Origin of the sequence: Undibacterium sp. JH2W (assembly GCF_049340425.1) — a bacterium.
Classification (GTDB): domain Bacteria; phylum Pseudomonadota; class Gammaproteobacteria; order Burkholderiales; family Burkholderiaceae_D; genus Undibacterium.
Window position 1 is genome coordinate 95,159 of record NZ_JBMPOT010000002.1, and the last position, 12,236, is coordinate 107,394.

General features: G+C 52.6%; 11 protein-coding genes. 7 read left to right on the top strand and 4 right to left on the bottom strand.

The annotated features are described in order from the left end of the window. The first annotated feature begins 6 nt into the window (after window positions 1–6). The 7 genes from ACO0LC_RS02740 to ACO0LC_RS02770 all read left to right on the top strand — a co-directional run bounded on the left by ACO0LC_RS02740 (window position 7) and on the right by ACO0LC_RS02770 (window position 8,803). A complete protein-coding gene (locus tag ACO0LC_RS02740; protein WP_423000391.1) occupies window positions 7–2,013 on the top strand; it encodes an ATP-binding cassette domain-containing protein in 2,007 nt (668 codons plus the stop codon). Beyond that, window positions 2,010–3,164 (top strand): ABC transporter permease, encoded by a 1,155-nt coding sequence (locus tag ACO0LC_RS02745; protein WP_423000393.1) that lies wholly within the window; start codon window positions 2,010–2,012, stop codon window positions 3,162–3,164. Before ACO0LC_RS02740 ends, ACO0LC_RS02745 begins: the two co-directional genes overlap by 4 nt. A gap of 16 nt (window positions 3,165–3,180) precedes the next feature. Next, the gene (locus ACO0LC_RS02750; RefSeq protein ID WP_423000395.1) at window positions 3,181–4,353 is read left to right on the top strand and encodes an ABC transporter permease; all 1,173 of its coding nucleotides are present in this window, start codon (window positions 3,181–3,183) and stop codon (window positions 4,351–4,353) included. A 53-nt stretch (window positions 4,354–4,406) separates the two neighbouring features. Further along, a complete protein-coding gene (gene fabI / locus ACO0LC_RS02755; RefSeq protein WP_423000397.1) occupies window positions 4,407–5,186 on the top strand; it encodes an enoyl-ACP reductase FabI in 780 nt (259 codons plus the stop codon). 127 nt (window positions 5,187–5,313) lie between these two features. Further along, the gene (locus ACO0LC_RS02760) at window positions 5,314–6,735 is read left to right on the top strand and encodes a bifunctional enoyl-CoA hydratase/phosphate acetyltransferase (protein WP_423000399.1); all 1,422 of its coding nucleotides are present in this window, start codon (window positions 5,314–5,316) and stop codon (window positions 6,733–6,735) included. Then, window positions 6,732–7,955, top strand: a complete 1,224-nt coding sequence (locus ACO0LC_RS02765) for an acetate/propionate family kinase (protein WP_423000401.1) — start codon at window positions 6,732–6,734, stop codon at window positions 7,953–7,955. The genes ACO0LC_RS02760 and ACO0LC_RS02765 overlap by 4 nt, the downstream gene beginning before the upstream one ends. A gap of 194 nt (window positions 7,956–8,149) precedes the next feature. Further along, window positions 8,150–8,803: a hypothetical protein gene (locus tag ACO0LC_RS02770; RefSeq protein WP_423000403.1), complete on the top strand. Its 654-nt coding sequence runs from the start codon at window positions 8,150–8,152 to the stop codon at window positions 8,801–8,803. Between the two features lie 47 nt (window positions 8,804–8,850). On the opposite strand, the gene ACO0LC_RS02775 is transcribed toward ACO0LC_RS02770, so the two are convergent. From ACO0LC_RS02775 to rlmH, 4 genes are all read right to left on the bottom strand, one after another. Beyond that, window positions 8,851–9,486, bottom strand: coding sequence for a hypothetical protein (locus tag ACO0LC_RS02775; RefSeq protein ID WP_423000405.1), 636 nt, complete (start codon window positions 9,484–9,486; stop codon window positions 8,851–8,853). A gap of 144 nt (window positions 9,487–9,630) precedes the next feature. Further along, window positions 9,631–11,103: a ribonuclease G gene (rng, locus tag ACO0LC_RS02780; RefSeq protein ID WP_423000407.1), complete on the bottom strand. Its 1,473-nt coding sequence runs from the start codon at window positions 11,101–11,103 to the stop codon at window positions 9,631–9,633. Window positions 11,104–11,124: 21 nt separating this feature from the next. Beyond that, a complete protein-coding gene (locus tag ACO0LC_RS02785; RefSeq protein WP_423000409.1) occupies window positions 11,125–11,742 on the bottom strand; it encodes a Maf family protein in 618 nt (205 codons plus the stop codon). A gap of 20 nt (window positions 11,743–11,762) precedes the next feature. Beyond that, window positions 11,763–12,233 (bottom strand): 23S rRNA (pseudouridine(1915)-N(3))-methyltransferase RlmH, encoded by a 471-nt coding sequence (gene rlmH / locus ACO0LC_RS02790; protein ID WP_423000411.1) that lies wholly within the window; start codon window positions 12,231–12,233, stop codon window positions 11,763–11,765. Between the last annotated feature and the right edge of the window lie 3 nt (window positions 12,234–12,236).

Genomic DNA, 12,236 nt, shown 5'->3' on the forward strand with positions numbered 1-12,236 from the left:
GCGATAATGAAACAAATGCAGCCAACCGCGACGATTTTCACGCCAGTCGTCCTCGCACGCGCACTGATGAAATCCTACGGCAACTCGATTGCCATGGATGGCATAGACTTGCGGGTTGAAGCTGGCGAAATCTATGGCCTGATTGGTCCTGATGGCGCGGGCAAGAGCAGCTTGCTGAAATCTGTCGCAGGCGTGCTGGCCCACGACTCTGGCGACCTGCAGGTATTTGGCACACTGATCAATTCTGAAAAAAGCAGTGAATTGATCAAGGACAGGATAGGCCTCATGCCCCAGGGGCTGGGGCAGAATCTGTATGGCGACCTGTCGGTAGAAGAAAACATCGATTACTTCGGAGGTTTGCGGCTGCTAAGCAAGGCTGAACTAAGCGAGCGCAAGGAAGCCCTGCTGCGCAGCACCAGGCTGGAAAGATTCCGTGACCGTCCCATGAAAAACCTTTCTGGCGGCATGAAGCAAAAACTGGGGCTGGTTTGCACCCTTATCCATGAGCCGCAACTGGTGATACTGGATGAACCAACCACAGGTGTTGACCCGGTATCCCGTCGCGAGTTCTGGAGCATTCTCGCGCGCCTGCTGAAGGAAAAAGGCATCACAGCACTGGTGTCCACCGCTTATATGGATGAAGCCAGCCGTTTTCACCGCGTGTCGCTCATGCATGCAGGCAAGATATTGGCGTCAGGCGAGCCTGAGCAAATCAAGACCCTGGCGGCAGGCTCTGTGGTCAGCATTGTATGCAGCAAGGCGGAGCAACAGATAGCTGCTGTCCATCAACTCGGCCAGCAATTCCCTCAGATGGAAGTATTGGGGCAAGATATACGCGTATTCGTCGATGAGACCGATGCAGGCAAGGCCTGTGCACAAGTGCAGCTATGTGTACCTGATGTCCTTATCAGTCACAGCGAGGTGCTGGAGCCAGAACTGGAAGATGTCTTTATCGCGCTTCTGCGGAAAAAAAAGTTATTGACCAGCAAAGCAGCTCAGAAAAATCCTGACTCCACTGATCTACCTGCCCAACGCCATGCCGATCAAGGCATGGCGATAGAGGCAGAAAATCTCTCGCGTATTTTTGGTGCTTTCAAGGCAGTAGATGATCTGAGCTTTCGTGTACCGCAAGGCGAGATTTTCGGTTTGCTGGGTGCGAATGGTGCAGGTAAAAGCACGGTCATCAAGATGCTGACTGGCATACTCAGCCCCAGCAGCGGCAAAGGCAGGGTGGCGGGGGCTGACATGCGGGACGCCGGTCGGCAGATACGTGAACGCATAGGTTATATGTCGCAGGCGTTTTCCCTTTACCTTGATCTTTCAGTGCTGGAAAACATACGCCTGTATGCAGGTATCTATGGTCTGACCAGACTGGAAACAGCAGCCCGTATGGACTGGATACTGGATATGGCAGGCTTGCGTCCCTTCGGAAGTGCACTGGCAGCCAGCCTGCCCATGGGCTTGCGCCAGCGTCTGGCACTGGGCTGTGCACTGATACACAGGCCGCAAGTGCTGTTCCTTGACGAGCCTACCTCAGGTGTGGACCCTTTGGGGCGTCGTGCCTTTTGGGAAGTCCTCTTCAGACTTGCGCGCGAAGAAAACGTCACCATCCTGGTCACTACCCACTATATGTCAGAGGCAGAACATTGTGACCATATCGCCCTCATGTACGCCGGACGCATAGTCGCAGATGCGTCGCCAGATCAATTGAAGGCAGACGTGGAGGCGCAGGCTGGCAAATTGTATGAATTGAAGACAGCGGGGGATGCCAATCAGGCGCAGGCCATGCTGGAAATTTTGCACAAGAATGGTTTTTTCAGTGCTGCATTGTTCGGTTCACGCATCCACGTGATGCTGCCGGAACCTGAACAGGATTTGCCTCGTCTTCATGCACTTCTGCAGACACCTGACATGCAATTCCAGCAAAAGCGTTTGAGCATGGAAGATGTCTTTGTCCACATCGTCACCAGACTGGAAGCAGAAGATGCCAAAGCCAGGGGAGAGCAAGCATGAATCTACGGCGTATCAGCGTAGTGGCGTATAAGGAATGGCGCGAGATCGTGCGCGACCGCCTGTTTTTTGTCCTGGCTTTTGTCGTGCCATCCCTATTGATGCTGCTGTTTGGCTATGGCCTGTCGCTGGATGTGGAAAACATTCCCTTGGCGATTGTGGATTATGACCAGTCTGTCAGTTCCCGTGACTATGCACATCACTTCAGTGACTCGCGTTATTTTTCTTTCCAGGGTTATGCGCACAGGGAGCAGGAGGTAGAAAAACTGCTGATCGATAACAGCTTGCGGGCAGTCATCATTATCCCGCCCGATTTTGGCACCCGTTTGAAATCAGGCCAGGCAACGACGGTGCAAACCTGGATAGACGGTACTTTCCCGTTCCGTGCTTTAACCGCAAAGGGCTATGTTACGGCTATCAACGCCGCCATGAACCTCGATAATTTGTCGGCCCATTTTTCTGCGTTGACAGGCATAGGGCAAGAGACTTTGCGCAGCAGCATGCAATCGGTCAAGCTGGAGACACGCTATCTGTATAACCAGGAAGTCAAGAGCATCTGGTCGATAGCGCCCAAACTCATCATGGTCATCCTCATGCTGTCACCACCATTTCTGACTGCCTTGGGGGTAGTCAGGGAGAAGGAATCCGGTGCCATCTATAACGTCTATTCATCCACCTTGTCACGTGGTGAATACCTGATAGGCAAATTACTGCCCTATGTAGGGATTTCCATCGTCAATGCCTGTGCACTGACCGCGTTTGCCCTGCTACTGTTTGGTGCGCCATTCAAGGGTGATCCGCTATTTTTTTTGATATCCACCATGCTGTATGTGATTTGCACCACCGGCATAGGTTTGCTGGTATCAGTAATGGTCAATACCCAGGTGGCAGCCATGGTAGGCACGGCCATTGTGACGGTGGTACCTGCAGTACTTTATTCAGGCATGATCATTCCTATCCCTTCGCTGTCTGCCATTGCGTCTGTCATTGCTCATGCCTTGCCCGGCATGTATTACGCAGAGATCGCCATGGGTAGCTTTCTCAAGGGGGTTGGTATTGCGGCATTGTGGCAAGACATGTTGATCCTGGCTTTGTATGCCATAGCCTTGTTTACAGCAGGATTTCTTGGATTTTCCAAGCGGCCAAAAAATTGATGCGGAGTATGATGAAATGAGTAGTTTGTTCGATCGTATCTGGTGGAGCCGCTTGCAGGCCATGACCTGGAAAGAATTATTGCAACTCATGCGTGACCCCATCTTGCTGGTGTTTGTCCTGTATGCATTTTCTGCTGATATTTATAATGCTGCTTCTGGTGTGTCATTCCAGTTAAATAATGCGGCCTTAGTATTGTTTGATCTGGACCGCAGCGCGGCATCACGCGAACTGGCAGGGCGCTTTATGTCACCTGAGTTTCGCTGGGCAGGTGCCATCACGCATGCCAGCCAGGGCCAACAATTGCTGGATGATGGCAAAGCCATGGCGGTGCTGGATATACCGCCAGGCTTTTCGGACAAATTGGCGCGTGGCGACACGGCATCTGTACAGATGCAGATTGATGCCTCCAATTCTGTGCAGGGCTTTCTGGCAGCCGTGGATGCAAGCCAAATCGTTGCCCGCTATGGCCTGGAGCAGACCGCGCAGCGTTATGGTGTTGGAATTGGTGGCGTTGGCGGGGTAGGAGGGGCTGTGGATGCACCACTGATCAATAACCAGACCCGGGTCTGGTTTAACCCTAACCAGAACGATGCCTGGTTCATGGGTATTTCAGAATTATTGAATGTAATTACCCTGTTTTCGCTATTGCTGCCTGCAGCCGCCATGGTCAGGGAGAAAGAACGTGGCACCATAGAGCAGTTGCTTGTATCACCTCTGTCACCGCTACAGATCATGATACCCAAGATAGTCGCGATGGTAGCGGTGATCCTGGGTGGTACCGCTCTTGGGCTATTCGGCATCCTGGTGCCGGTCTTTGCGGTGCCGGTCGCGGGCAGCTTGTTATTGTTCTTTGCACTGACTACCTTGTATGTCGGTACCCTGGCTGGCATAGGCATATTGATCGCTACCATGACGCGCAATATGGCGCAGGCAGGCATGATGGTGATACTTATTATCGCCCCCATGATGTTTTTGTCGGGCGCATGGACACCTCCTGAAGCCATGCCCACCATCATGCGACTGGGCATGTATGTATCACCACTGTATTACTACATCAATGCCAGTTACGGTATTTTGATGAAAGGGGCGGGTTTCAGCGTATTGTGGCCCATGTTTTCAGGCATATTGCTGATAGCCGTACTGGTGAGTTTGACGACGATAGTGCGTTTCAAAAAACAGTTTTCCTGATGTATAGAGCAGGCAAACACCTGGTTCAAGTTCAATCGAGATGGGTAAAAAAGATGACTGCTGCAAGTTCTACATTTTCATTGCAAGGCAAGCGCGGCCTGATTATAGGTCTGGCCAATGAACACAGTATTGCCTATGGTTGTGCGGCCATGATGCGGCAACTGGGCGTAAAAACAGTCTTGTCCTGCGTGAATGCCAAGGCACAGCAATTTGTTGCACCCCTGGCGACAGCGCTGGAATCTACGCTCGTCGTATGTGATGTGGAGCAGGAGGGCTCGCTGGAAGCACTGGTTGACGCGGCAGTGCAGGAACTGGGGGAACTGGATTTTGTTATCCACTCTATTGCCTGGGCGCCTTTGGATGATTTGCATGGCCGCGTGATTGACAGTTCCAGTGCAGGCTTCTTACGTGCCATGAATGTCTCATGCCATTCATTCGCCCGTCTCGCCCGGCTATGCGAACCGCATTTAAGCAAGAGTGCCAGCATCATGACCATGACCTATCTGGGGGCAGACGAAGCCGTTGCCCACTATGGCATCATGGGGCCAGTCAAGGCAGCACTGGAATCAACAGTGCGCTATCTGGCGACTGAACTTGGTCCGGCAGGAATACGGGTACACGCGATATCCCCAGGCCCTGTGCCTACCCGTGCAGCTTCTGGCCTGCAAGACTTTGATGTACTGATGCAGAAAGCGGTTGCCCGTTCCCCTCTGGGCAGGCTGGTGACACTCGATGAGATAGGTCGACTGGCTGCGTTCCTGGTCAGTGATGCTTCATCCGGCATGACAGGGCAGACCTTGTATGTTGATGGCGGCTATCACATCGTGAATTAATTTTGACTTACGCAAAACCGCCCCAGCTACGTTGCGGCTCCTTGCCGTACTAATAAAGTACTGTCTTCGTCGCCGCGCCTTGCTGGGACAATTTTGCGTAAGTCCTACTATTGAAAGTCCAAAACAAATGAATACCATCAACACAGCAACGAATGAACAAGACCTGATCTCCAATGTCGTGTATGAAGACTTGCAGCTAGGGCAGGCCGCCAGCCAGATACGTACGCTGACGAACACCGATATCCAGGCCTTTGCTACCGTCTCGGGTGACGTCAATCCCGCCCACCTGGATGCTGAATATGCAGAGCACACGCTATTCCATGGCGTGATCGCCCATGGCATGTGGGGTGGGGCGCTCATCTCCACCATACTGGGTACGCGTCTGCCAGGGCCAGGTACGATCTACCTCGAACAAAATCTGCATTTCGTCAAACCCGTGCGCATAGGTGACACGCTGACCGTGTCAGTGACTGTGGTTGCCAAAGATGATGCAAAAAAGCGCGTGACCCTCGATTGTGAAATCAGGAACCAGAAGGGTGACAAGGTCGTATATGGCGATGCTCTGGTCATTGCTCCCACAGAAAAAGTCAGCCGCCCACGCGCCCACCTGCCCACCATGGCCATGTTCAATCTGGGCGAACGCCAGCAGCACCTGGTTGATAGTGTCAAAGACCTGGCGGCAATACCTTGTGCTGTTGTTCATCCCTGCGATGTCGATTCCCTGCAAGGCGCGGTCGATGCTGCAAAACATGGCCTGATCATACCTATCCTGATTGCACCGCTGGCGAAACTGGTCGCTGTCGCTGCTGCTGCCAATATTGATATAGGCAGCTATGAACAAATCGATGTACCACACAGCCATGCCGCTGCTGAAAAAGCCGTAGAACTGGCCGCCATCGGCAAGGTAGAAGCCCTGATGAAAGGCAGCCTGCATACGGATGAACTCATGCATGCCGTCGTTGAATGTGCTGCCCTGCGCACTAAACGGCGTCTGTCGCATGTCTATCACCTGGATGTACCCATGTACCACAAGCTTTTGCTATTGACAGATGCAGCCTTGAATATTTATCCGACCCTGCCGGAAAAAGCCGATATCCTGCAAAACGCCATCAACCTGGCCCATGCCTTGAACATCACTGAACCCAAGGTTGCGCTCTTGTCGGCAGTTGAAACGGTCAACCCAAAAATCAATTCCACCATTGATGCCGCGGCCTTGTGCAAGATGGCAGAGCGCAAGCAAATCACCGGTGCCATTGTTGACGGCCCGCTGGCATTTGATAATGCCATTTCTGCCCGGGCAGCACAAATCAAGGGGATAGTCTCGGCTGTATCTGGCGATGCCGACATACTCATGGTGCCTGACCTGGAATCCGGCAATATGCTGGGCAAGCAATTTGAATATCTGGCAGGCGCTGCCACCTGTGGCGTTGTCCTCGGTGCCAAAGTGCCTATCGCTCTGACCAGTCGTGCCGACGGCCCATCTTCCCGGGTTGCTTCTGCCGCTTTGGTTAAATTACTGGCGCACGAATACCGGAAGAACGCACCATGAAGCAACCCGTCATCCTATCGGTGAATTCAGGTTCATCCAGCATCAAGTTTGCGCTCTATCCGTTTACAGACGAGGGCGTGACTGGCAGTAATCTGACAGGTGTCATTGAGGGTTTACAACCCGGTGGCAAGCCCGTCATACAATGTCGTACAGGTACCGAAGCACAGACCTTGGCACTCGAGCAAGCGGATATCAGCGCCGCAGGTGGCGACCAGTTCGCTGCAGCACTGCAAGCCCTGCACGGCGTGTTGATGAACCATAGTGCAGACATGCAGATAGCCGCCGTTGCCCACCGCATCGTGCACGGTGGCGAACGGTTTTCATCTTCCATCGTGATAGATGACGCAGCCCTGGCTTACCTGCATACTCTGGATACACTGGCACCACTGCATCAGCCGCATAATCTGGAAGGCGTGCTTGCCTTCCGCCGTGCCTATCCCGAGGTGCCGCAGATAGCCTGTTTCGATACCGGCTTCCATGCCGACATGCCCACATGCGAAACCACGCTGGCCCTGCCGCAATCCCTGCGGGCGACTGGCATACGCCGTTATGGCTTTCACGGCTTGTCTTACCGCTATGTTGCTAGTCACATGGCCCAGCAGTCCGCACGCGCATTTGATCCGGCCGCCGGGCGCGTCATCATGCTGCACCTCGGTAATGGTGCCAGCGCCTGCGCCATGAAAAACGGCAAAAGCATTGCCAGTTCCATGGGTTTTTCAGCACTCGACGGTCTGATGATGGGCACCCGCTGCGGCGCCCTCGACCCCGGTGTCTTGCTACACCTGATGCAGCAGGGCTGGGATGTAAAACGCATAGAAAACACGCTCTATAAAGAATCCGGCCTGCTCGGTGTATCAGGCATTTCCGCCGACATGCGCACTCTGCGCGCCAGCAGTGACCCACAAGCCAGCTTTGCCATAGACCTGTTCACCTATCGCGTCATACGCGAATGCGGTGCTTTGAGCGCCTGCCTGAATGGTCTGGATGTGCTGGTATTTACCGGTGGTATAGGAGAGCACGATGCCATACTCAGGCAGCAAGTGGCTGAAGGGTTGGCCTATCTTGGCGTGCAAGTCGATGCAGACAAAAATAAGGCGGCACGTGGTGCCGAGATCATGGCTATCCATACTCCAAACAGCAGCATAGAAGTCTGGGTCGTGCCTACGGATGAAGGGCGCATAGCGGCAATGGATGCACAGCAGTTACTAAACCTCAATTAATGAAATGAATTTTCTGGGAAGGTTCAATAGTCGTCCGGAAGGCTAAAACTGTAATGAGCTGACAAGATGTCTGGCTGCATTTGACACCAGTAAAATATTTTTTCAATCACTGCTTATTTTATTGATATATTAGTTTTTTTTGCGGTGTTGATGCAGGCTTGAATTTTCAGCCAAATTTATTGAAAGGAGGACAGATGTCCGAAGTAGTTCATGTAGCATTGAACCGGCTTGACGGCGGCATTAACTGGCCTGGCCGTTGTCCCGCATGTGGAGCAACAGGGCGCTTGAGTAATGTCAAGGCATATATCGTACGCAGTACCGGTTCATATAATGTGGTCTCGGTTTCTATTGGCGAGCAAGTGTCTTCTATCGATTTCCCCATGTGCGCCACGCATGCATCTAGTAATGAATGGGCGTTGACTCTATTGGAGGGCGGTGTTTTCATGACGGCGCTCAGGGGACTTGTTTATTTCTCGCTCTTTATGTCATGTTTTTTCCTGTACCAGAAATTGGCACATCACATGGTTCTTCTTGATGTGGCTAATTTTTTAGGAATTGGAAAAGTAGGGACTATCATTTTCTTTGCATTTGGCTGGCTGGGATATCTGACAGTGCTATGGGCAAAAAGAAATGCGAACGTTCGCCCTTTGAAGTTCAAAGAAAATGGCAAAGTTCTCGCCATCCGATTTTTGAACAGGCAGTATGCTGCAGATTTTAAACGCGCAAACCCCAGGGCGACTCAGAAATTGAAAAAACCGCCAACAGCATTTTTTAGCGGCCCCTGGTTCTGGATTGTTTTATGCATAGGGGTTGCTTCCGTTGCTTTGTTTTATCTGATGAAAGCTTGATGAAACCTGGGACGTCCAAATATCTTGATTCAGGATATCCCTAAGGTCTAGTCCGTCAATGGTCGTTTAGCCCAATCCGGTGCTTCGCACGGGTTGGGTTTGTCGCCGTTGAAGTCGGCTAATACCTGCACAGTCTGGTCATCACGCTGCCAGCGCAGTTTTCCATTGGCAGTAAATACCAGACGCTTGTTTTGGTCGCGGCCTGACCATTCTGCACCAGCGACTTCATTGCTAGATGATTGGCGCTTTCCTCCACCGTAGAAAACGTCCAGTCCATGCGGAATATGGTCATGGTGAGCTTTATACACCCAGCCCGTGGCAAGAGAGAGGCAGCGATTCATTTCAAAATAACCACCGCCGCCCCAGGTATGGCCCTGCGGCCAGAGTCCTAGTGCATGCAACCAGGGCATACGGCTGACGCCTGTCCAGGCCGAGGTGTAACTGGTACGACGGCGTCGTCCCTGGTGTGCAAAATAAACTAATAGCTCACCATCTGGTGAAAGATCACAGCGCTCGGGATAGAGCCGACCACGTATCCATGCGCCGGATTCGAATGTGTCATTGCGGGTATCCCAGCGAGTCAGATGGAACCAACTGGTCGGCCCACGAGCGAAGATCAGCGCTACATGTGCCTCCTTGGCAAAAATGACGAATAGTCTTGGACTGGGTGGGGGTGTGCTCATCAGGATTACCTGGCCGCTAATTGACATACTGAAGCAAAACCATTGCAGTCTTGCTTCGCATGTTGTGCATGACGATTACTCTTGTATTGAAGGGACTGCGACTGCTTCGATCATGAAGACTTTTCTGTCCAGCCTCTTCACAGATCACATCAAAATAATATCGTACTGCTCCTGATGAAACACATTCTCCACTTGCAGTGAGATGGGTTTGCCGATGAAGTCGCCGAGCATGGCCAGGTGCTGGGACTCTTCTTCGAGGAACATGTCGACTACGACTTGTGAGGCCATGATGCGGAATTCTCTGGGGTTGAATTGTTTGGCTTCACGCAGCAGTTCGCGCAGGATTTCGTAGCAGATGGTGCGGGCGGTTTTGACCTGGCCTTTGCCGCTGCAGGCGGGGCAGGGTTCGCACAGGACATGGGCGAGGGATTCGCGTGTGCGTTTGCGGGTGACTTCTACCAGGCCCAGGGCAGAGAAGCCGGATACGGATAACTTGGTACGGTCGCGCGACAATGCTTTGTTGAGTTCTGACAATACAGCAGTCTTGTGCTCTTCATTCTCCATATCGATGATGTCGAGAATGATGATGCCGCCGAGGTTGCGCAGGCGTAGCTGGCGGGCTATGGCGTGGGCTGCTTCTAGATTGGTCTTGAAGATGGTGTCATCGAAATTGCGGCCTGCAACAAAGCTGCCGGTATTGACGTCGATGGTGGTCATGGCCTCGGTCTGGTCGACGATGAGGTAACCGCCAGATTTCAGATCGACACGGCGGCCGAGGGCACGTTCGATTTCTTCTTCCACACCATGCAAATCAAACAGCGGACGTTCGCCTATATAGTGTTGCAGTTTGCCGAGTACGGATGGCATGTAATGTGTTGCAAACTCTTGCAGCATGATGTAATTTTCACGCGAGTCGACTTGTATGCTGTCAGTCTCTTCATTGACAAAGTCGCGCAAGACGCGTTGTGCCAGATTCAGGTCCTGATATAGCAGGGTAGTCGGTGGCTGGGTCTTGGCTAATTGCAGTATGGTGGACCAGGTGCGGCGCAGGTAATCGACGTCGGCCTTCAAGTCTTCATCGGAGGCATCCTCTGCCATGGTGCGGACGATGAAGCCACCTTTTTCTTCTGGCTGCTGCAAGTTCTGTACCTTGGTGCGCAGGGCTTCGCGTTCTGCTTCATTTTCTATCTTTTGCGAGATGCCTATATGCGAATCTTGCGGCAAGTAGACCAGCATGCGGCCTGCGATAGAAACCTGGGTGGACAGGCGTGCACCCTTAGTGCCTATCGGGTCTTTGACGACTTGTACGGTGACGGACTGACCATCGAACAGCAATTTTTCTATTGGTGTCAGCGGTGCATTGGTATTGCCATTGGCATCTTGCGAGCGCGCATCCCAGATGTCAGCCACGTGCAAAAAGGCGGCACGTTCCAGGCCTATGTCGATAAAGGCAGACTGCATGCCAGGCAAGACGCGCACGACCTTGCCCAGGTAGATATTGCCTACCAGGCCGCGTGATAATGTACGTTCTATATGGAGTTCTTGTACCGCGCCCTGGAACATCAGGGCAACGCGGGTTTCTTGAGGGGTGATATTGATGAGGAGGTTTTCGCTCATAAGCTTCTCTGATACTTCAATTTAGGGAATAAAGATACCTGCCTGACGCAGCAGCTGGCAGGTTTCAAATAAAGGTAATCCCATGATGCCAGAATAACTCCCTTTGATGTGTGAAATAAAACGGGCAGCCGCGCCCTGTATGCCATAGCCACCGGCTTTGTCGTAGGGTTCATTGCTATTGCAGTAGGCCAGTATCTGTTGTTCATCCAGCTTAGCAAAACTGACTTCTGAACATTGGGTGACAGCGGCACTGCCCAGTGCAGAATGCACGGCAATGCTGGTCAGCACCATATGTGTCTGGCCTGCCAGCATACTTAGCATTTGTATGGCTTCTTGCTTGTCGGCAGGCTTGCCCAGTATTTGTTTGCCGAGTACCACGGTGGTGTCGGCTGCCAGTACTGGTCGCGGCAGCATTTTGCGCATATGCATGATTTCCCATGCCTTGTCTGCTTTTTCCTGGGTGACGCGGCTGACATAGGCTTCTGGTGCTTCGCCGGGCAAGACCATCTCGGTTACATCCGGCCCGCGCGGTGCGGCATCGCGTAGCAACAGCAGGTCAAACTCTATGCCTGCCTGGTGCAGCAATTCGCGGCGTCTTGGGCTTTTTGATGCCAGGTAGATTTTATTTTCTTTTAGCATGGCGGTCTCCTTGGTATGACTTATACCCGGTGATAAGGGTGGTTCTGGGTAATTGACCAGGCGCGGTATAACTGTTCAGCCAGCAGCACCCTTACCATGCCATGCGGCAGGGTCAGGCTGGAAATGCGTATCAGGGTATCTGCTTTGGCCTTGAATTCTGCATCGAGGCCATCTGCACCACCGATGATGAAGACCACATCGCGGCCATCCTGTTGCCATTGCGTGAGGTTTTGCGACAGGGCGACACTGGTCCAGTCCTTGCCGCGTTCATCCAGGGCGACGATGCGGGCATTTTTGGGTATCACGGCTTCGATTTTGGTACGCTCCAGTGCCATGACGGTTTCTGCCGTTTTGCTGCCTGAGCGTTCTACCGGTTTGATTTCCTTGAGGATGACGCGGCATTCTGGCGGCATGCGTTTGGCATACTCCTGAAAGCCGGTTTCTATCCAGGAGGGCATTTTGTGGCCGACGGCGGCGATGATCAATTGCATGTT